We start from the raw sequence: 20302 nt of genomic DNA, 5'->3' as shown, positions 1-20302 counted from the left end.
TCAGGCGTGCCCGTTGAACGCGTCGCGCATCCGGGAGAAGAAGCCGCCCTGCTTGGATAACTCGGCGACCTCCTCGCCACGGGTCTTGGCGAAGTCGCGCAGCATCTTCTCCTGGTCCGGGTCGAGCTTGGTCGGCGTCCGCACGTCCAGGTGCACGTAGAGGTCGCCTCGGCCGGTGCCGCGCAGGTGCGGCACGCCCCGGGCGCGCAGTCGCAGCGTGCTGGCCGGCTGGGTGCCGGCCTTGACGTCGACGGTCTCCTCGCTGTCCAGCGTCTTGATGGTCAGCCGGGTGCCCAGCGCCGCCGCCGTCATCGGCACGGTGACCCGGCAGTGCAGGTCGTCGCCCTTGCGGGAGTACACGTCGTGCGGGCGCTCGTGGATCTCCACGTAGAGGTCACCGGCGGTGCCACCACCGGGGCCCACCTCGCCCTGCTGGGCCAGTCGGATCCGCATGCCGTCCTCGACGCCGGCCGGGATCTTGACGGTCAGCGAGCGGCGGGTGCGCACCCGGCCGTCGCCGGCGCAGGTGGGGCAGGGGTGCGGGATGGTGGTGCCGTAGCCCTGGCACACGGTGCACGGCCGGGCGGAGACCACCTGGCCGAGGAAGGTGCGCTGCACCGACTGCACCTCGCCCCGACCGCCGCACGCCTCGCAGGTCGCCAGGTGCGTGCCGGCGGCCGTGCCGGCGCCGGAGCAGGTGGTGCAGAGCACAGCGGTGTCGACGGTGATCGGCGCCTCGACGCCGAACGCCGTCTCGTGCAGGTCGAGTTCGAGCCGCAGGATCGCGTCGGCGCCCGGGCGGGTACGCGGCCGTGGGCCACGGGCGCCACCTCCGGCACCGCCGAAGAACGCGTCCATGATGTCCTGGAAACCGACGAACGGGCCGGCGCCTCCGGGGCCACCCGGGCCGCCGGCGCCGCCACCACCCGGGGCGAGCGGGTCGCCACCCAGGTCGACGATCTGCCGCTTCCGGTCGTCCGAGAGGACCTCGTACGCGGCGTTGATGTCCTTGAACTTCTCCTGAGCCTCCGGGTCCGGATTGACGTCCGGGTGGAACTGGCGCGCCAGCTTGCGGTAGGCGCGCTTGATCTCGTCATCGGAGGCTTCCCGGCTCACACCGAGAATGCCGTAGTAGTCCCTGGCCACTGCGTTCCGTGTCCTCATGTTCGTCTCGCGTTGCGCCGGTCGGCGGCCGCAGCCGGCCGCGTCGGCCCTGACCAATCAGTTCTGGGCCAGCAACTCGCCCACGTAGCGTGCCACGGCGCGCACCGTGGCGATGTTGCCGGGGTAGTCCATCCGGGTGGGCCCCAGCACCCCCAGGCCGCCCACGATGGTGGTGCCCGGGCCGTACCCGGTGCTGACCACCGAGGCGGCGCGCAGGTTGTCGAACTCGTTCTCGTCGCCGATCAGCACCCGGGTCGTGCTCGGCTCGGTCTCACCGATGAGCTTGAGCAGCACGACCTCCTCCTCCAGCGCCTCGAGGATCGGCCGCAGCGAGCCCTGGAAGTCGAGCAGGCCGCCCCGGGTGAGGTTGGCGGTGCCGGCGAGCGCGATCCGTTCCTCGTGCCGCTCGACAAGCGTCTCCAGCAGGACGGTGGCGAGCGTGGTCATGGTCGGACGCAGCCCGGTCGGCGCTTCCTCGACCAGCGCCTGCACCAGCGGCGGCGTCTCGGACAGCCGGGCGTTGGCGAGCTTCTCGTTGATCAGCCGGCGCAGGTCGGTGACGTCGTCGGCGGGCACCGGGCCGGGCAGCTCCACGAGTCGCTGCTCCACCCGCCCGGTGTCGGCGATCATGACGAGCATCAGCCGGGTGGTGGAGATCGGCACCAGCTCCAGGTGGCGCACCGAGGAGCGAGCCAGGCTCGGGTACTGCACGACGGCGACCTGCCGGGTCAGCTGGGCGAGCAACCGCACCGTGCGGTGCACCACGTCGTCGAGGTCGACCGCGCCGACCAGGAAGCGCTCGATTGCCCGGCGCTCGGCCGGACTGAGCGGCTTGACCCGGGACAACCGGTCGACGAAAAGGCGGTAGCCGCGGTCGGTGGGCACCCGGCCGGCACTGGTGTGCGGCTGCCGGATGTAGCCCTCCTCCTCCAGCACGGCCATGTCGTTGCGGACCGTGGCCGGGGAGACCCCGAGCTGGTGCCGCTCGACCAGCGCCTTGCTGCCGACCGGCTCCTGGGTGGAGACGTAGTCTTCGACGATGGCGCGGAGCACGGCGAGTTTCCGGTCGTCGAGACCCATCCTCCGCACCTCCTGTCGCACGTCGGCCGCCGGCCCTGCGGGCCGGCCGGGCCGTCCTGGCACTCGACTGTAACGAGTGCCAGTCTACGTCGGCGGGCCCGCCGACGCGATGATCAACGGCCACCCGTCGGTGCGGCCCGCGCCACCCCGCTGGGCCGATCGGCCCACGCTGCCAGGCGGTGTCGCTCTGGTGCGGCGTTGCCACCGGCCCCTACCGTGACATCCATGACTGAACCTCCTCGCCCTCCCGGATCGGGCGACTCCGGCAACTACCCGCCGGAGCCCACCTCGCCGGGCCCGTTCCCGTCGGCCGAGCCGCCCACCGCACCACTGTCCGGGGCGCCCGGCCCGGCCGGGTATCCCCCGGCCGGTGGCTATCCGTCGCCCACCGGTGACCAACCGCCGTCAGGCGGCTACCCTCCGGCAGGCGGCTACCCCCCGCCCGGGGGCTATCCCCCACCCAGCGGCTACCCGGCCGGTGGGGTCTACGGCGGGCCCGGCGGCGGCTACGCCAACAACGAGGACAAGACCTGGGCGCTGGTCGCGCACTTCGGCGGCGCCCTCGGCGCGCTGGTCAGCTTCGGTCCGCTGGGCTTCGTCGGCCCGCTCGTCGCCTACCTGGCCCGCGGCCAGCAGTCGCCGACCGTGCGGGCGCACGCCCTCGCCGCCCTGAACTTCCAGATCCTCTGGTCGATCATCGCGTTCGTGCTGCTCTTCGTGAGCTGGTGCCTGCTCTTCCTGCCCAGCATCGCCGTCGTGGTGATCCAGATCCTGTTCGGGATCATCGCCGGCATCAAGGCCAACGAGGGCACCCCGTACCGCTATCCGATGACTGCCAACTTCATCAAGTGAACCGGGCCGGCCGCTCCCCCGGCCGGTCCGGAACACCGCTGCCCCGGTCCGAGTTGCGGCGGGCCGCTCAGGGCAGCAGATCGCGGACCACGGCGTCGGCGAGCAACCGCCCGCGCAGGGTGAGCACCGCCCGGCCGGCGGCATACTCGTCGGCGGCCAGCAGGCCGCCGGCCAGCGCCCGCTCGGCGCCGGCCCGGCCGGTGGCGTCGAGCACCGCCAGCGGAAGGCCACTGGCCAGCCGCAGCCGGAGCATCACGTCCTCCATGTGCGCCTCGTCGACCGTGAGCACCTCCCGGGCCAGACCGGGAGACGCGCCGGCGGCCAACCGCTGGGCGTACGCCGAGGGGTGTTTCACGTTCCACCAGCGCACCCCGCCGACGTGGCTGTGCGCCCCCGGCCCCAGCCCCCACCAGTCCGCGCCGGTCCAGTAGAGCAGGTTGTGCCGGCAGCGGGCCTCCTCGGTGCGGGCCCAGTTGGAGACCTCGTACCAGGAGAGCCCGGCCGCGTCGAGCGCGGCCTCCGCGGCCAGGTAGCGGTCCGCGGCCACGTCGTCACTGGGGTACGCCAGCTCGCCGCGCCGCATCCGGGCGGCGAGCCGGGTGCCGTCCTCGACGATCAGGGCGTACGCGCTGACGTGGTCCACCCCGGCGGCGACGACCTGCTCCAGCGAGGCGGCGAAGTCCTCCGCCCGCTCCCCCGGGCTGCCGTAGATCAGGTCCAGGTTGATGTGCTCGAACCCGGCGTCGCGCGCCTCCAGGGCGGCGGCGGTGGCCCGGCCGGCGCTGTGTTTGCGGTCCAGGATCGCCAGCACCCCCGGGGAGGCGGACTGCATGCCCAGCGAGATCCGGGTGTAGCCGGCGGCCCGCAGCAGCTTCAACGATTCCGGGGTGACCGACTCCGGGTTGGCCTCGGTGGTCACCTCGGCGTCGGCGGCCAACCCCCAGGTGCGGTCGATGCCGTCGAGGATGCGGGCCAGGTCGTCGGCGGGGAGCAGGGTGGGCGTGCCGCCGCCGACGAAGACGGTGTCGACCCGGGGCGGCGGGCTGTCGCCGAGCACGCGGGCGGCGAGCGTCAACTCGGCCAGGACGGTGTCGGCGTACCCCTCGCGGCTGGCGCCGCCGCCCAGTTCGGAAGCTGTGTAGGTGTTGAAGTCGCAGTAGCCGCAGCGGCTGGCGCAGAACGGCACGTGCACGTACACGCCGAAGCCGCGCGCGCCGACCGCCGTGGTGGCGGTGGCGGGCAACGATCCGTCGACGGGGACGGTCTCACCATCTGGAAGGACGCCGGGCATGGCCACTAGTGTGCCCGGCATGACCTCTCCCGACGTCCTCGTGCGGGTCGCCACGGCCCGTGGGGTGACCACCCTCACCCTGGACAGCCCGCACAACCGCAACGCGCTCTCCACCGGCCTGATGACCCAGTTGCTGGCCGGGCTGGCGGACGCGGTCGCCGACGAGTCGGTCCGAGTGATCGTGCTGGACCACACCGGCCCGGTCTTCTGCTCCGGCGCGGACCTGAAGGAGACCGCCGCGGCGTACGCCAGCGGGACGGTGCCGGCCGGCATGCTGGGCGACGTGCTCGCGGCGCTCTGGGAGTGCCCGAAGCCGGTGCTGGCCCGGGTCGGCGGGCCGGCGCGGGCCGGTGGGCTGGGCCTGATCGCCGCCGCCGACCTGGCGGTCTGCGCCGACGAGGCGACGTTCGCGTTCACCGAGGTACGCATCGGGGTGATCCCGGCGGTGATCTCGGCGACCGTGCTGCCCCGGCTGCACCCCCGCGCCGCCGCCGAGCTGTATCTGACCGGGGACACCTTCGACGGCCGCCGGGCCGCCGAGATCGGCCTGGTCACGACCTCGGTCCCGGCGGACGGGCTGGACGACGCGGTACGGGGCTACTGCGACTCGCTGGTGCGGGGGGCGCCCGGGGCGCTGGCCGGCGCGAAGGAGCTGCTGCGCCGACCGGGCACCGCCGAGTTGCGCGCCGACCTGGCCCGGCTGTCCGCCGTCTCGACCGGCTACTTCCTGTCCGACGAGGGGCGCGAGGGGGTCACCGCGTTCCGGGAGAAGCGATTGACTCGATGGGTGGTCGCTCTCGACGGTGGTCCCGCTGATCATGCCGGGTAGGACCGAAGGTCGCCGGTCGGCAGGTTGCGGGTGACCTCCGGGGGCCGCCGTCGTTCGGCGGCCCCCGGTGTCCTGTCGGGTCACCAGGCGGTCGCGCCACCGTCGACCGGGTAGTTCGCCCCGGTGATGTACGACGCCCGGTCGGAGGCGAGGAAGACCACCAGCTCGACGACCTCCTCGGGGCGCGCGAAGCGCTTGAGGAGCGTCTTGGCGGTGATGGCGTCCCGGGCCTCCTGGTTGTCACCGAGGTCGCGTTCGCTGGCCGGGGTGAGGGTGGGCCCGGGGCTGACCGCCACCGCGCGGATCCCGTGCGGCGCGCCTTCGAGCGCGAGCTGTCGCGTCATGCCGATGATGCCGGCGTTCGCGGCGGTGTGACCGACCATCGGCGGGACGTGGCCGCCGATCATCCCGGCCATGGAGGCGGCGCTGATGATGACACCGCCGCCGCGTCGGACCAGGTGCGGCCAGGCGAACTTCGACACGAAGTACGGAATGTCGAGTTCTCCGGTGATGGTGTAGCGCCAGTCCTGCACGGAGAAGTCGGGCATCGGGCCGAAGCGGAGCGCGGCCGCGTTGTTGTAGACCACGTCGAGCCCGCCGTAGGCGGCGGCAGCGTCGTCGACGAGCTTGCGTACCTGCTCGGGGTCGGTGAGGTCGACCGGTGCGATGCCGGTCATCTCGCCGCCGGCGGTGCGTACGAGCTCGACCGTCTCGTCGTTACCGGCGACCTGGAGGTCGGCCCCGACGACCTTCGCGCCCTCGCGCGCGAAGGTCAGCGCCGCCACGCGACCCAGACCACCGCCGGTGCCGGTGATCAGCACGACCTTGCCATCGAGCGTTCCCATGGAACTCCTCCTTGTTCGGCGACCAACGCGCCCGGGTATGGGTGGTAGGTCGGATTGACATGTCAACTGAGTTAAGTCCTTGACAGGTCAATCGCTTCCCGATTTCGCATACCCGGTGACGCGCACGACAGCCCTGGCCGCGGCGGGTGACCGAACGAACCGGCAGGTGAGATCGCGACCGGAGCGGGAACGACGCCAACCGGTACGCGACAGCGGAGCCGACCCCGAACCGGTCGGAGGCGACCAGGCCGGGCCCGAACCGCTCGGACGACCCGGAGAGGGCCTGCGGGGACGTACGCTTGTCAGACTGTCGATCTGGGGGTGTGGGTGCGAACTCGGGCAACCGTGGCGGGTGGAGTGGTGCTCATCCTCGTCGCCGTGATCGCTATCTGGCTCGTCGTACGGCAGGTCGGCGACAACCTCACGTTGCCACTGATGGCACGGAAGTGCACCGTGCAGGCCGACGGACGGGTCGCGTTGGACGCCGACCAGATGGCCAACGCGGCGACCATCGCGGCGATCGGCGCGAAGCGCGGCATGCCCGAGCAGGCCGTCGTGGTCGCGCTCGCCACCGCGTACCAGGAGTCCGGGCTGCGCAACCTCGCCGACGGCGACCGCGACTCGGTCGGGCTGTTCCAGCAGCGACCGAGCCAGGGTTGGGGCACTCCGGCGCAGATCCGCGACCCGCGCTACGCGGCCAACCGGTTCTACGCCGCCCTCAAGAAGGTGCGCGGCTGGGAGAAGATGCGCGTCACCGATGCCGCCCAGCGGGTGCAGCGCTCGGCGTTCCCCGAGGCGTACCAGAAGTGGGCCGACGACTCCGAGGTGCTCAGCCGGGCCCTGCTCGGCGACGCCAGCGGCGCGGTCGCCTGCACGGTGGGGCGCACCCCGGCGATGCACGGCGCGGCGGCGGCCGCGCAACTGACCCGCAACCTCGTGCTGGACTGGGGGTTGGAGGGCACCGACCCGACCGACCCGACCGGCCTGGCGGTGACTCCGGGCGACCAACGCGACGGCTGGCGGTACGCGCACTGGCTGGTGTCGCACGCCCAGGACCACGGGGTGAAGCGGGTCCGCTTCGGCGACCTGGAGTGGACCGCCCGCGACGGCTCGTGGGGCCGGGTGGACGGCCGACAGAGCCCCGCCGGCCAGGTGGTGGCCGAGGTGTTCAACGAGGGTTGACCGACCCGGATCTCTCAACCGGCGGTCACCGCACAATCCGGCAATGTGCGTCAAATCGCGCTATTGATCGCTCAGAACTCACGCTGTGCGTTTCTCCCGCTGCGTGGGGTCCCACGGCGGCCCAATCCCGCGCCACACCCTCCCCGAGGCTGGGGCCACCGCGTTACGATCGGCGGCCTGTGCCAGAAAAGGTTTCACCTCATGGGGAGGGGTACGACGCGGTGTTCGATTACGGCGACCGGACCGGTTACGAACCGATCAGCGACACTGACCGCAAGGAGTTCCACGAGCAGGGCTTCCTCCTGCTGCGCAACGTCCTGACGGAGGACCACCGGGCGGCGCTGGAGGCGGCGGTCGACCGCGTCTACGCGGAGGAGCAGGCGAAGGGCACCACCAAGAAGGACGGCACCCTGCACCTGCTCGGCTTCCTGGAGCGCGACGAGCTCTTCGGTGAGCTGCTGACCCACCCGATCGCCTTCCCGTACATGTGGGGGCTGGCCGGCTGGAACATCTACACCCACCACAACCACCTGGACGTCACCCCGCCGGCCGCCGAGCCGGAGAAGCCGTACTGGGGTTGGCACCAGGACGGGTACCGGCAGAACTCCGACCCGGAGACGATGGACCCGAACCTGCCTCGGCCGATGTTCTCGCTGAAGGTCGCGTACGTGCTGTCGGACCTCTCCGAGACCGGCCGCGGCGCCACCAAGGTCATCCCGGGCAGCCACCTGAAGAACTCGCTGCCCCGGCCGGCGGACCTCACCGTGCAGAACCCCGACCCGGAGGGCACGGTGGAGATCACCGCCAACCCGGGCGACGCCTTCATCTTCGACCGCCGGCAGTGGCACTCGCGGTCGACGAACCTGTCGACCATCACCCGCAAGATGCTCTTCGTCGGCTACACCTACCGGTGGATCCGTCCGCTGGACGAGCTGCACCCCGACGTGAACGGCGAGTGGTACCGCAACCGCACCCCCGTGCAGCGCCAGCTGATCGGCGAGGGCACCCACACCGCCAACTACTGGGGCATCAACTGGGACGGGTACGTCGACGACGAGATCCCGCTGCGCAAGGAGCTCAAGGAGCGCGGCCTGCTCGACCGCAACATCCCCTGGCTCCGCTGATCTTCTGCTCGTAGGACGGCCCCCTGCCAACGCCCAGCGTTGGCAGGGGGCCGTTCCACGTCCGCCCGCTGAGCGAGTGCGTTCCGGCTCACCGGCCACCGTACGGTCGGTAGCGTGGCGGGTGCGCGGGGTCGGGGCGCAGCGCCCCCGCCCAGGGCGCGGGGTGGCACAGGAGGCAGCCGCAGTGACGTCCGCTCCGCTTCCCCGGATCCTCCGCCGCCGCGGCGAGCCGGAGTACCCGACGTTCCTGGAGCTCTTCTTCGACCTGGTCTACATCTTCATGTTCTCCCGGCTCGCCGCCAGCCTGGCCGAGGACCTCACCCTTCGGGGCGCGGCGCAGACCGCCGTCCTGCTGCTGGCCGCCTGGTGGGTCTGGGTGTTGACCGCCTGGCTCACCGACCTGTTCAACCCCCGCCTGCCGATCATCCAGGCGACCACCCTGCTGGTCATGCTCGGCACCCTGCTGATGGCGATCGCGACGCCGTTCGCCTTCGGTCGGTACGGGTGGCTCTTCGTCGCGGCGTACTTCGGCATTCACCTGGTCCGGGACGCCGTCCTGATCCCCGGCACCCGGGTGAACCGTCCGATCCAGGCCAGGAGCATCCGGGTGTTCTTCTGGTTCGGCATCACCGTGACGCCCTGGGTGGCCGGGGTGTTCGTGGACGAGACCGCTCGACTGGTGCTCTGGTCGCTCGCGGTGGCGGTCGACCTCGGCTCGGCCCGGATCGGCTGGCCGACGCCGGGGCTGGGACGCACCGAGCTCGCCAGTCAGATCTTCACCGGGGTGCACCTCTCCGAGCGGCACCGGGCGATCTTCATCGTCGCGCTCGGCGAGTTGATCCTGAGCACCGGCACGGGGCTGGCCGGCAGCGGATTCACGGCCGGCGCGGTGGCCACCGGCGCGGTCGCGTTCCTCAGCGCGGTCCTCCTGTTCCAGCTCTACTTCCAGCGGGTCCAGCGGATCCTGGCGCCACCGAGCGTCAAGACTGTGGAACGGGTCCGCTCCGGCACCTCCACCTCGTACAGCCATCTGGTCATGGTCGCCGGGGTGGTGCTGGTCTCGACCGGCACCTCGCTGGTCATCGACCGGCCGTTCGGCCGCGCCCCGGTCGAGCTGATGGTCGCCATCCTCGGCGGACCGGTCCTGTTCCTGCTCGGCACCGTCCTGTTCGATGCCGTGGTGACCGGCCGGGCCCTCTGGTCCCGGGTGCTGGCGATCGTGGTGTTGGTTGCCCTGATGGCACCCGCCACACTCCTGCTTCCGCCCCTGGCCGCCCTGATGCTGGCGAACCTGATCCTGCTGATCACCCTGGTCGGCGAAGGGCTGGCCGCACGCAGTCGCCCGGTCGGGGCCGCCGCGCCAGCACGATGACGGGCCGTCCGCGACCGCCGTGCGGAGTCAGCGCAGCATCGGCGGTGCCGGCGTACGCGCGTGTCGCCGGGTGCTCACCAGGTTCGCCACGGCGATCAGGAGCAGCACCGTCATGGCGAGCAGGGCGACCAGCACCGGCGGCAGCAGGGGCGTGGCCGGCGCCACGCACGCCAGCAGCACCAGCCCGGCCGACCGGGACCGCGAGATCCGCCCGAACACGGTGAAGTCGAGGACGCCCCGGCCGACCAGGTACAACGCGGGTCCGCCGAGGATCACCGCGGCCCACGACGGCGGGGTCTCGCCCAACGGGCGGCCCACCACCAGCCGGCTGGTGACCGCCGCGCCGACGATTCCGGCCACCATGATCAGGTGGGTGACCGCGGCGGACTGGGTGAGCAGCGCCGGGTTGGACGACCGGGCGATCGCGTCGGTCAGCAGCTCACCGGCGCGGTAGATGTAGATCCGCCACATCAACACCACGGTGGTGAACACCACGAGCAGTGCCCAGGCTCGCTCCAGCGTGTACTCGCTCATGCTGAAGGTCGTTCCGGTCACGAAGATCGAGACACCGAGCGCGACGATGACGAACTGCCGGTAACGCTCGGCCACCCGGGCGCCGACCAGCCGCCAGTCGCGCGGTCGTGAGCGGCCGATCCCGGGCACCGGCCAACCGAACGCGGCCGCGCCGTACTCGACGACGACAGCGAGCGCCCAGATCGCCAACTGCCCCGAACCGCCGACGAGCGCCCCACCGATCCAGCCGATGCCGGCGATGGTCTCCCAGATCTGGATCCGGATGGTACGACGCGGCGGCCTCCTGGGCGAGACGACCAGGACGTAGTAGGCCATGGTGCTGAGGTGGATGAACACGTACGTGACGGCGAAGAACAGCCGACGATCGCCGTACGCGTCGGCCGCGAGCGCGGCCAACAGCAGGCTGGCCGCCGCCACCCAGATGAACTGCCCCTGCCCGGCCGGGCGGGTCAGGTCGACGCTGTCCGCCGCCCACACGGTGAGCGCCCAGATCATCGTGAACCCGAGCAACAGCACCAGCGTCTCGGTGATGCCGGTCCAGGTCAGGTTGTCGGCCAGCACCGTCGCCAAGGTGACCAGCGCGAAGACGTAGACGAGGTCGAAGAAGAGTTCCAGGAACGCCGGACGCTCCAGGCCCGGATCGGGGGGTGACGCCGTCGTGGCGCCGCCGTCCATCGCCATCGACATCGCGCTCCACCCGGTCCCCCGCCGCAGGCCCTTGATGGGGACAATACGGGCAACCGTCCGCCGTTGGTCCCGTCCTTGCGTTCTTGTCGGCCGCCAACTACCCCGACCTGGACGGGATGGCCGCGTGTCGTCGCGGCACCGCGGTCAGCCGCGGGAGGCGAGGCGGCGGCGGGCCTTGTCCCGAATCGGCTCCGGCAGGCCCTCGGCGTCGAGCAGCCGGGGCAACAACTCCGGCTCCAGGCTGGTCGCCCGGAACACCTCGCCGATGGTCACACCGTGCGCCGGCCGGTCCACCACCTCGACCGGGTCGCCCGCGCCGATCTCCCCCTCGCGAAGCACCCGAAGGTAGGCCCCAGGGGATGCCCGGACGGTGAACCGCTTGATCAGATCCGGTACGCCCCAGAACCCGGCGAAGGTGGTGCAGGGGGTGCGCGGCTTGGTGACCTGGAGCAGGGCGGAACCGACCTGCCACTGCTCACCGATCACCGCACCCGTCACGTCGACCGCGTAGGTGGTCAGGTTCTCGCCGAAACTGCCGGGCGGGATGGCACGGCCCAGCTCGGCCACCCACCAGGCGGCGTCCTCCTCCGCGTAGGCGTAGACGGCCTGGTCAGGGCCACCGTGGTGGGCCCGCTCACCGATGAAGTCGCCCGCCAGGCCGCTGGTCAGCAGCGACACCGGGCCGTCCACCGGCCGCTTGTCGATGCCGCTGCGACCGCTTGCGTCGCCGGCCCACCCCGCCTCGGTCACGATGCCGAGGTTCACCGCTGCCACCCTGCCCGTCATGACCGTCAGCCTAGTGGCGGTCCGGCGCCGGCCAACCCTCCCGGCGCTGGGCCCAGCGCCGGCGACAGCCCTCCCGACGCGGGGCCCAGCGCCGACGTCAGCCCTCGCGGCGCGGGGCCCAGCGCCGACGTCAGCCCTCGCGGCGCGGGGTCAGCCCTTGACGGCGCCGGCCACCAGGCCGGAGACCATCCGACGCTGCACCAGCAGGAAGAAGATGATGACCGGCAGGGTGAACAGGGTGGACGCGGCCATCACCGGCCCCCAGTTGGTGTCGTCCCGACCGAAGAAGAAGGTCATCGCCACCGGCAGGGTGTAACTGCCCTGGTCGTTGATGAACGTCAACGCGAAGATCAGCTCGTTCCACGCCGTGATGAACGAGAAGATGCTGGTGGCCACCAGGCCGGGCGCGACCAGCGGGAAGAGCACCCGGCGGAAGGTCTGGGCCCGACTGGCCCCGTCGATCGCCGCCGCTTCCTCCAGTTCCTTCGGCACCGCGGCGACGAAGCCACGCAGCATCCAGACCGCGAACGGCAGCGAGAAACCGAGGTACGTGAGGATCAGACTGGGCAGGGTGTTGTAGAGCCCCAGCCGCTGGATCATCAGGAACAGCGGGATGACCAACGCCTCCAGCGGGATCATCTGCACCACCAGCAGCATGATCAGGAAGCTGGTCCGCAGCCGGAACCTGAACCGGGCCACCGCGGTCGCGGCGAGCAACGCCACCAGACCGCTGAGCACCACCGTGGAGACAGCGACCAGCGCGCTGTTGAGGAAGAAGTCGAGGAAGCTGACGCCGGGGATCAGGTTGCCGGTCAGGATCTCCCGGTAGTGCGCCAACGTCGGATGGGTCGGCACCGGCTGCGGGGTGGCCGAGAAGATCTCGTTGCTCGGCTTCAGCGAGGTGGAGATCATCCAGTAGACCGGGAACGCCGCGAAGAGCGCGACCAGCAGCCCGGCGCCGTTGAGGGCCACCTTCTTCACGACTCGTCCTCCTGCCTGAGCACCATCCGTACGTAGAAGCCGGTGACAACCAGCAGGATCAGCGTGAGGATCACCGCGATGGCCGCGCCGAGTCCGTACTTCGGCGGCGGGGAGAAGGCTTCGGCGTACGAGTAGATGGCGAGCATGAACGTCGGCCGGTCCTGGGTGCCGCCGGCCAGCACGAACTGCTGGGTGAAGACCTTGAAGTCCCAGATCGTCGAGAGCACGATCAGGATCCCGAAGACCGGGCGCAGCAACGGGAAGGTGATCTTCCAGAAGACCCGCCACGGGCTGGCGCCGTCCACCCGGGCCGCCTCGTGCAGCTCACTCGGCACGCTCTTGAGACCCGCCAGCACACTCACCGCGATGAACGGGAACGAGTGCCAGACCACCACCAGGGTGAGGATGGCGAAGAAGAGCAATGGCGAGTTGAACCACCCGTAGCCGGTCCAGTCGCTGCGCCCGAACAGGCTGTTCGAGAGCCCGTCCGGCAACGCGTTGAACAGCCACGTGACCAGGCCGCTCGTGTCGTCGAAGATCCATTTCCAGACGATGGTGCCGGTCAACGCCGGCGTGGCCCAGGCGAGCATCACGCAACTGGCCACGAACGTCGCCATCTTGCGACCGAGCCGGTTGAGCAGCAGGCCCACCAGGGTGCCGAGCACCATGGTGAGCAGCACGTTGGCCGCGGCGAACAGCACCGTGTTGCGCAGCACGGTCAGGAAGAACGGGTCGGAGAGGATGTCGGTGTAGTTGCCGAGCCCCACCCACGGCCACTCCCGATCGCCGCGCAGTTGCCGGACGCTGTTCAGGCGGTAGAAGGACATCACCACCACCTGGCCGAGCGGCCAGAGCAGCAGCACCCCGATGATCAGCAGGGCGGGCAGGAGCAGCAGGTAGGGCAGGCGGTCCACCCGGCGACGCCGCCGCGCGGGGGTCTCCCGCGCGGCGGCTGCCTCCGGCACCTCGGTCAGCGTGGTCACTTGGCGTTGAGGATGCTTTCCATCTCACCGGCCGCATCGGCGGTAGCCTTCTCGACCGTCTTCTGACCCTTCATGACCGAGCTGTTCATCGCCTGGGTCACCGTCTTCGTCCGGCTGACCTCCACCCACTTCGGGGTGAGCGGCGTGAGCTTGGTGTTCTGCATGGTGGTGGCGAACGCCGCCATCACCTTGTCGTTCGCGTACGCGTCGCCGGAGACCAGGTCCTGGTAGACCGGGAAGAAGCCGAGGCTGCTCGCGAAGCTCTGCGCGTTCTTCTTGTTCAGCAGCACGGTCAGGTAGTCCCAGGCCAGGTCCTGCCGCTCGCTGTCCTTCCAGATCGCCACGTCCGAGCCGCCCGCGAAACCGGGTGCCGCCTTGCCGTCCGGGCCGGGGATCGGGAACGTACCCCAGACCTTCTCGATCTCGGGGTTGTCCTTCTTGATGGCGCCCTGCTGCCAGCTGCCGGCGAAGGCCATCGCGGCCTTGCCGGTGGCGAACTGGGTACGCGCGTCGATCTCGTTCCAACCCGCCGCAGCCGGCGGGGCGACCTTGTGCACGGTCACCAGGTCGGTCCAGAACCTGACGGCCCGCTGCGCCTCGGGCGTGGTGTAGCCGGACTTCCAGGTGCCGCCCTGGTTGCTGGCGATCTCGCCGCCCGCGCCCCAGAGGAAGGAGTAGAAGGGCAGCTCGGAGTTGCCGGGAAGCGCGATGCCGTAGGTGCCCTTCTTCTTCGCCTGCACGGCCTTGGCCACGGTGACCAGGTCGTCCCAGGTCTTCGGGGGCTGCACGCCGGCCTCGGCGAACCAGTCGGTGCGGTAGTAGATCGCCCGCACACCCGCGTACCAGGGGACGCCGTACTGCTTGCCGTCGAGCTGCGCGTTGCGCACCAGGTCGGGCAGCAGATCCTTGCCGTCGGCCCAGCCGCCCATCCGACCACTCACGTCGGCGAGCGCCTCCTGGGCGGCCCAACCCTGAGTCTCGGTGTTGCCCAGCTCGGTGATGTCCGGACCCTCACCCCCGGCGAGCGCCGCCTGGAACTTCTTGGGCGCCTCCAGCCAGGGGATGTACTGCACGACCACGTCGGTGTCGGGGTGCTTCTGGCGGAACTCGGCCTCGACTCCGTCGAGGAAGGAGTTCTGCGCGTCCCCGCCCTCACCCATCATCCAGACCGTGAGCTTGCTGTCGTCGCCCGCGTCGTCGCCGGAGCCTCCACAGCCGGTCAGCACCATCGCGGCCGAGGCCACCATGGCGGTGACCGGGGCCAGCCGCTTCCACCTGTTCACGCCACTTCTCCCCTCGCGCCGCCTGGAACTAACCTTCTCCGCCGCACCCTAGTACGGAGAATTCCTTTACGACAGTGGGTGGAACCGGCCGAAGCGTGGCGACCGTACCGCAGCGGCCCGACGACCGGCGCTCCGGCATCGGGCCAAAGTTGGGCACTTCAGCACGAAAGAGCGCCCGGCTCTTGGCCGGGCGCCCTTTCCAGTCGTGCTGTCCTACGAGTGGTGCTGTGTCGTCAGATGATGCCGGGTCGTTATCGGGTGACGCTGCGGCGGCGACCCACACCGGCCACCAGCGCGACCGCGATCGCGGCCACCACGACCTGCACCAGCAGCTCGCCCCAGTCGACACCGTTCGTCTCGGTCGCGATGCCGATGGCCCGCGCCAGGACCGTGCCCAGCAGCGCGGCGCCGACACCGATCAGCAGGTGCAGCCAGATCGGCATGTTCTGCCGGCCCGGGACGACCAGGCGGCCGAGCGCGCCGACGATGAGACCAACAACGATCGCAGTGATGATGCCCCACACGGTGAGCTCCACGGCCACCCTCCTTCAAAGAATGTCTGACACACGGTGCGTGTGCTTCCTGTCGTGACCGTTAATTGCCCGACCCACCCAAAATCCAAACCGACTTCACTCACGAAACGATCACGACTTGGCCGACAAGAACACGTTCCACCGCAGGCCCACCAGCACACCGAGGCACCGAGGCACCGAGGCACCGAGGCACCGAGGCACCGAGGCACCGAGGCACCGAGGCACCGAGGCACCGAGGCACCGAGGCACCGAGGCACCGAGGCACCGAGGCACCGAGGCATGATCAACACGAGTTCCTTGAAACCGCGGCATCACACCCGCCAGGACACCCCGACATCACCAAAACCGAGTCGATCACCGCGATCCAGCCCGCCGGAGACGCCCGAAACAGCTCCGGCGACGCCGCGCGGTGGGCCGAAGACGCCGCGCGGGACGCCGAAGACGCCCGACGGTGCGCCGCGACGCCGCGCGGGACGACCACCGATGCCCCTGGGACGCTGCCCACCCGCCATGAGGCCCGGCTGTGGGCACTCACCGAGGCGGCCTGGGCCCGAGTCGCACGCGGCGGTGGGCGGAACGCCGATGGGCGCCCGACCTGTCGGTCGGGCGCCCATCGAGGTGTCGCGGTGGTACGGGTTGGTGCTGTGGTGTTATCGGGTCACGCGGCGGCGGCCACCCACACCGGCCACCAGTGCGACCGCGATCGCGGCCACCACGACCTGGACCAGCAGCTCGCCCCAGTCGATGCCGTTCGTCTCGGTCGCGATGCCGATGGCCCGCGCCAGTACGGTGCCCAGCAGGGCCGCGCCGATACCGATCAGCATGTGCAGCCAGATCGGCATGTTCTGCCGGCCCGGGACGACCAGACGGCCGAGCGCGCCGACGATGAGACCGACAACGATCGCAGTGATGATGCCCCACACGGTGAACTCCACGGTCGCCCTCCTTCTAAGAATGTCTGACACACGAGGTGTGTTCTTCCTGTCGTGACCGCTAAGTGCCCGACCCACCGAAAGCCCAAACCGACTCACCGCGAAGGACAACGTCAGCTGTCAATGCTCTAACGGTGCGTCGGTTGACGCGTGAGGACGTCCACACAGGTGGGAGGCCATCTCGTGGACCCGCCGACCGCACGGCAGCGGCAGAAAAATTTTCCACGCCCGGCGGTCACCTCAACGCATCGCAGCGCTCAGCCGTCAATCACGCGAGCACCCGAGACGCCCGGAAACGCGACGCGCCCGGGCGCGGTTGGCACCCGGGCGCGTACGGCGTCTTGACCTACTTCTTGCCGGCGGCCTTGCCGTCCCCGGAGTCGGAGGAGAGGGCGGCGATGAAGGCCTCCTGCGGCACCTCGACCCGGCCGACCATCTTCATCCGCTTCTTGCCTTCCTTCTGCTTCTCCAGCAGCTTGCGCTTACGGCTGATGTCGCCGCCGTAGCACTTGGCGAGAACGTCCTTGCGGATCGCCCGGATGATTTCCCGGGCGATGACCCGGCTGCCGATGGCCGCCTGGATCGGCACCTCGAACTGCTGGCGCGGGATCAGGGTGCGCAGCTTGGCGGCGATGGTGACGCCGTAGTTGTACGCCTTGTCCTTGTGCACGATGGCGCTGAACGCGTCCACCGGCTCGCCGTGCAGCAGGATGTCCACCTTCACCAGGTCGGACGCCTGCTCGCCGGAGGGCTCGTAGTCGAGCGAGGCGTAGCCCTTGGTACGGCTCTTCAGCTGGTCGAAGAAGTCGTAGATGATTTCCGCGAGGGGCAGCGTGTAGCGCAGCTCCACCCGGTCGGCCGAGAGGTAGTCCATGCCGAGCAGGGTGCCGCGCCGGCCCTGGCAGAGCTCCATGACCGCGCCCACGTAGTCGTTCGGCGTCAACACGGTGGCCCGGACCACCGGCTCGTACACCTCGGCGATCTTGCCGGTGGGGTACTCGCTCGGGTTGGTGACGACGATCTCCTCGCCGTCGTCCGTGATCGCCCGGTAGACGACGTTGGGCGCGGTGGAGATCAGGTCGAGGTTGTACTCGCGCTCCAGCCGTTCCCGGATGATCTCCAGGTGGAGCAGGCCGAGGAAGCCGCAGCGGAAGCCGAAGCCGAGCGCGCCGGAGGTCTCCGGCTCGTAGTCCAGGGCGGCGTCGTTGAGCTTGAGCTTGTCCAACGCCTCGCGCAGGTTCGGGTAGTCGGACCCGTCGATCGGGTAGAGGCCGGAGTAGACCATCGGCTTCGGGTCCTTGTAGCCACCCAACGCCTCGGCCGCCGGCCGACTGTTGATGGTGACCGTGTCACCGACCCGGGACTGCCGCACGTCCTTCACACCGGTGATCAGGTAGCCGACCTCGCCGACGCCGAGGGCCTCGGCCTTGACCATCTCGGGTGAGATGACGCCGATCTCCAGCAGTTCGTGCACCGCGCCGGTGGACATCATCTTGATCCGGTCGCGGGCGCTGATCCGGCCGTCGATGACCCGGACGTACGTGACGACGCCGCGGTAGACGTCGTACACCGAATCGAAGATCATCGCCCGGGCGGGCGCCACGGCGTCACCGACCGGTGGGATGAACTGCCGGACGATCTCGTCGAGCAGGTACGGGACGCCCTCGCCGGTCTTGCCGGAGACCCGGATGCAGTCGGCGGGGTCGCCACCGATGAGGTGGGCCAGCTCTTCGGCGTACTTCTCCGGCTGCGCCGCCGGCAGGTCGATCTTGTTGAGGACCGGGATGATGCGCAGGTCGTTCTCGAGAGCCAGGTAGAGGTTGGCCAGGGTCTGCGCCTCGATGCCCTGCGCGGCGTCGACCAGCAGCACGGCGCCCTCGCAGGCGGCCAGCGACCGGGACACCTCGTAGGTGAAGTCCACGTGCCCCGGGGTGTCGATCATGTTGAGCACCGCGTGCTCACCGGCCCGCTCACCCTCGCGGATGGTCCACGGCATGCGGACGGCCTGGCTCTTGATGGTGATGCCGCGCTCGCGCTCGATGTCCATCCGGTCCAGGTACTGCGCGCGCATCTGCCGCGGGTCGACCACGCCGGTGAGCTGCAACATCCGGTCGGCCAGGGTCGACTTCCCGTGGTCGATGTGGGCGATGATGCCGAAGTTCCGGATGCGACCGGGGTCGGTGGCACCAGGGGCGTTCGCGCCGGGATCGAGCTTCGGTGGCACAGCGGTCCGTTCTGGTCGGCTGACGTGAACAGGCCGGCGCGCCGCCGACCCCCTCTATGTTCCCACGCCGCCGGGGTGCGCCCGCTGCGCGGGCGATGGATCGGCGCGAGGACCCCTCACTCCATCGGCGGCTCGACGAAGAGCGCGGCCAGCCGGGGCAGCCGCCGACGCGCCTCGTCCTCGTCGTCGAAGTCCCAGAAGTCGTTGAGGTCCGGCGTCCGCACCGGGTCGCGGTCCGCCGGCAGTTCGGTGGCGGTGGCCTTGCGGTACGCGTCCCAGGGCACCGAGAGCATCTGCTCGGCGGAGAACTCCTCGCCGCTGAGCGAGGCGGCCCGCACCTGGGGCAGTTCGGCCAGCGAGTCCGGTTCGGCGACCGCGCGGGCGAAGACGGCACGACCCTGGGTCATCAACCAGCCCCGGAAGTGTTCAAAGCCGTCGGCCGAGGCGCCACCGTTGATCAGGTACGCCGCACCCCACAGGTCCGCCTTGTGCGAGGCGGCCAGCACCCGCGTCTGGTGCCGCGCGTACCCGATGATGTCCTCCGGGTCGCGCGCGGCGAGTAGCGCGACGGCCCGCGCGGCGACCGGGCCGGGCTCACCCCCGCCGCCAGCCCGCGCCTCGTCAATCAGCTGCCAGAAGTCCTCGGTCCTCATGGCTTGGCAGTCTGGCAGTGTCGCCGTGCGTCGCGCACGTACCCCGGGGCAGCATGGAGGGATGTCTCCTCCCCCGCTGCCGCCGGTGCCGTACCACGCGAGCGCCCTGCGCCCGTCGTGGCCGGCGTTGCCGGCGGCGCTGCGGGCCGCGGTCGCGGAACGGCTCGGCGCGCCGGTGGTCACCGCCCGGGTCGCGGGGGCGGGCTTCACCCGGGGGTTCGCCGCCGTGCTCGACACCGCCGACGGTGGTCGGGCCTTCGTCAAGGCCGCACCCGCCGCCGAGCAACCGCATCTGGTCGACTGGTACGCCCGAGAGGCCGCGATCCTCGATCGGCTGCCGGTGGACCTGCCGGCGCCCCGCCCCCGGTGGACCCTCTCCGCGGCCGGCTGGTTCGTGCTGTGCACCGACGCCGTCGACGGGCACACCCCGCGCCTGCCCTGGGTGCCCGCCGAACTGGATGCCACCCTCGCCGGGTACGCGCGGGTCGCCGCCGTCCTGGCCGACCCGCCGGCCGAGCTGAGAACGCTCGGCCTGCCGCACCTGGCCGACCTGGCCCGGTCGGACATCCTCTGGTGGGAGGAGGTTGCCGCCGATCGCGAGCCCACCCCACCACTGCCCGCGCCGCTGCTGGACCGGCTGCCCGAGTTGGTGGAGCTGGAGTCCCTCCTCCCCCGGTACGCCGCCGGGGCGACCAGCCTGATCCACGGCGACCTGCGGGTCGACAACGTGCTGATCGACTCGGACGGCCGAGCCTGGTTCTGCGACTGGACCTGGGTCTGCTCCGGGCCGGCCTGGTTCGACCTGGCCGGCCTGCTGCTCACCGCGTACGCCAGCGGGCTGGACGCGGACCGGCTCTTCGCCGCGCACCCGGCCACCGCCGGCGCGCCCCCGGACGCGCTGGACGCGACCCTGGCCGCGTTGGCCGGCTACTACCTCACCGGCGCTACGGCGGCACCGCCGACGGCC

The 20302-nt window shown here is 70.7% G+C and carries 19 protein-coding genes; 6 read left to right on the top strand and 13 right to left on the bottom strand.

The features are described from left to right. Together dnaJ and hrcA are read right to left on the bottom strand one after the other, a co-directional pair. Positions 1 to 1146 (bottom strand): molecular chaperone DnaJ, encoded by a 1146-nt coding sequence (gene dnaJ / locus PSH25_RS20845; RefSeq protein WP_181518639.1) that lies wholly within the window; start codon positions 1144 to 1146, stop codon positions 1 to 3. Positions 1147 to 1221: 75 nt separating this feature from the next. Next, positions 1222 to 2244: a heat-inducible transcriptional repressor HrcA gene (gene hrcA, locus PSH25_RS20840; RefSeq protein WP_091409786.1), complete on the bottom strand. Its 1023-nt coding sequence runs from the start codon at positions 2242 to 2244 to the stop codon at positions 1222 to 1224. A gap of 225 nt (positions 2245 to 2469) precedes the next feature. Between hrcA and PSH25_RS20835 the strand changes: the two genes are divergently transcribed. After that, positions 2470 to 3096 carry a DUF4870 domain-containing protein gene (locus PSH25_RS20835; RefSeq protein WP_238660687.1) on the top strand — a complete coding sequence of 209 codons (627 nt, stop codon included), beginning with the start codon at positions 2470 to 2472 and terminating at the stop codon, positions 3094 to 3096. 67 nt (positions 3097 to 3163) lie between these two features. On the opposite strand, the gene hemW is transcribed toward PSH25_RS20835, so the two are convergent. Beyond that, positions 3164 to 4387 carry a radical SAM family heme chaperone HemW gene (gene hemW, locus PSH25_RS20830; protein WP_238660701.1) on the bottom strand — a complete coding sequence of 408 codons (1224 nt, stop codon included), beginning with the start codon at positions 4385 to 4387 and terminating at the stop codon, positions 3164 to 3166. A 19-nt stretch (positions 4388 to 4406) separates the two neighbouring features. On the opposite strand from hemW, the gene PSH25_RS20825 reads away from it, so the two are divergent. Beyond that, positions 4407 to 5216, top strand: coding sequence for an enoyl-CoA hydratase-related protein (locus PSH25_RS20825; protein WP_238660686.1), 810 nt, complete (start codon positions 4407 to 4409; stop codon positions 5214 to 5216). A gap of 80 nt (positions 5217 to 5296) precedes the next feature. On the opposite strand, the gene PSH25_RS20820 is transcribed toward PSH25_RS20825, so the two are convergent. Further along, complete coding sequence (locus PSH25_RS20820; protein WP_238660685.1) at positions 5297 to 6061, bottom strand: SDR family NAD(P)-dependent oxidoreductase; 765 nt, start codon at positions 6059 to 6061, stop codon at positions 5297 to 5299. 321 nt (positions 6062 to 6382) lie between these two features. Between PSH25_RS20820 and PSH25_RS20815 the strand changes: the two genes are divergently transcribed. From PSH25_RS20815 to PSH25_RS20805, 3 genes are all read left to right on the top strand, one after another. Further along, a complete protein-coding gene (locus tag PSH25_RS20815; RefSeq protein WP_238660684.1) occupies positions 6383 to 7243 on the top strand; it encodes a hypothetical protein in 861 nt (286 codons plus the stop codon). 221 nt (positions 7244 to 7464) lie between these two features. Beyond that, on the top strand, positions 7465 to 8367 hold the full coding sequence (locus tag PSH25_RS20810; protein ID WP_091409805.1) for a phytanoyl-CoA dioxygenase family protein: 903 nt from the start codon (positions 7465 to 7467) through the stop codon (positions 8365 to 8367). Between the two features lie 184 nt (positions 8368 to 8551). Then, positions 8552 to 9739: a low temperature requirement protein A gene (locus PSH25_RS20805; RefSeq protein WP_238660683.1), complete on the top strand. Its 1188-nt coding sequence runs from the start codon at positions 8552 to 8554 to the stop codon at positions 9737 to 9739. Positions 9740 to 9766: 27 nt separating this feature from the next. Here PSH25_RS20805 and PSH25_RS20800 read toward each other — a convergent pair whose 3' ends face one another. The 9 genes from PSH25_RS20800 to PSH25_RS20760 all read right to left on the bottom strand — a co-directional run bounded on the left by PSH25_RS20800 (position 9767) and on the right by PSH25_RS20760 (position 19335). Then, positions 9767 to 10960: a low temperature requirement protein A gene (locus PSH25_RS20800; protein ID WP_238660682.1), complete on the bottom strand. Its 1194-nt coding sequence runs from the start codon at positions 10958 to 10960 to the stop codon at positions 9767 to 9769. Positions 10961 to 11104: 144 nt separating this feature from the next. Next, positions 11105 to 11746: an MOSC domain-containing protein gene (locus PSH25_RS20795; RefSeq protein ID WP_238660681.1), complete on the bottom strand. Its 642-nt coding sequence runs from the start codon at positions 11744 to 11746 to the stop codon at positions 11105 to 11107. 150 nt (positions 11747 to 11896) lie between these two features. Beyond that, the gene (locus tag PSH25_RS20790; RefSeq protein WP_124820447.1) at positions 11897 to 12727 is read right to left on the bottom strand and encodes a carbohydrate ABC transporter permease; all 831 of its coding nucleotides are present in this window, start codon (positions 12725 to 12727) and stop codon (positions 11897 to 11899) included. Continuing rightward, the gene (locus tag PSH25_RS20785; protein WP_238660680.1) at positions 12724 to 13710 is read right to left on the bottom strand and encodes a carbohydrate ABC transporter permease; all 987 of its coding nucleotides are present in this window, start codon (positions 13708 to 13710) and stop codon (positions 12724 to 12726) included. The genes PSH25_RS20790 and PSH25_RS20785 overlap by 4 nt, the downstream gene beginning before the upstream one ends. Next, the gene (locus PSH25_RS20780; RefSeq protein WP_238660679.1) at positions 13707 to 14993 is read right to left on the bottom strand and encodes a sugar ABC transporter substrate-binding protein; all 1287 of its coding nucleotides are present in this window, start codon (positions 14991 to 14993) and stop codon (positions 13707 to 13709) included. Before PSH25_RS20780 ends, PSH25_RS20785 begins: the two co-directional genes overlap by 4 nt. 251 nt (positions 14994 to 15244) lie before the next feature. Further along, the gene (locus PSH25_RS20775; protein ID WP_179780540.1) at positions 15245 to 15529 is read right to left on the bottom strand and encodes a GlsB/YeaQ/YmgE family stress response membrane protein; all 285 of its coding nucleotides are present in this window, start codon (positions 15527 to 15529) and stop codon (positions 15245 to 15247) included. A gap of 647 nt (positions 15530 to 16176) precedes the next feature. Further along, a complete protein-coding gene (locus PSH25_RS20770) occupies positions 16177 to 16461 on the bottom strand; it encodes a GlsB/YeaQ/YmgE family stress response membrane protein (protein ID WP_238660678.1) in 285 nt (94 codons plus the stop codon). 343 nt (positions 16462 to 16804) lie between these two features. Next, positions 16805 to 18682 carry a translation elongation factor 4 gene (lepA, locus tag PSH25_RS20765; RefSeq protein ID WP_238660677.1) on the bottom strand — a complete coding sequence of 626 codons (1878 nt, stop codon included), beginning with the start codon at positions 18680 to 18682 and terminating at the stop codon, positions 16805 to 16807. A gap of 116 nt (positions 18683 to 18798) precedes the next feature. After that, positions 18799 to 19335 carry a DUF4240 domain-containing protein gene (locus tag PSH25_RS20760; protein WP_238660676.1) on the bottom strand — a complete coding sequence of 179 codons (537 nt, stop codon included), beginning with the start codon at positions 19333 to 19335 and terminating at the stop codon, positions 18799 to 18801. 61 nt (positions 19336 to 19396) lie between these two features. Between PSH25_RS20760 and PSH25_RS20755 the strand changes: the two genes are divergently transcribed. Then, positions 19397 to 20302: aminoglycoside phosphotransferase family protein (locus PSH25_RS20755; protein ID WP_238660675.1), on the top strand; the 906-nt coding region annotated here is incomplete at its 3' end.

Source organism: Micromonospora foliorum (assembly GCF_022229015.1).
GTDB lineage: Bacteria > Actinomycetota > Actinomycetes > Mycobacteriales > Micromonosporaceae > Micromonospora > Micromonospora foliorum.
The sequence above is the reverse complement of the archived record's forward strand: the minus strand, read 5'-3'. Positions and strand labels throughout refer to the sequence as shown.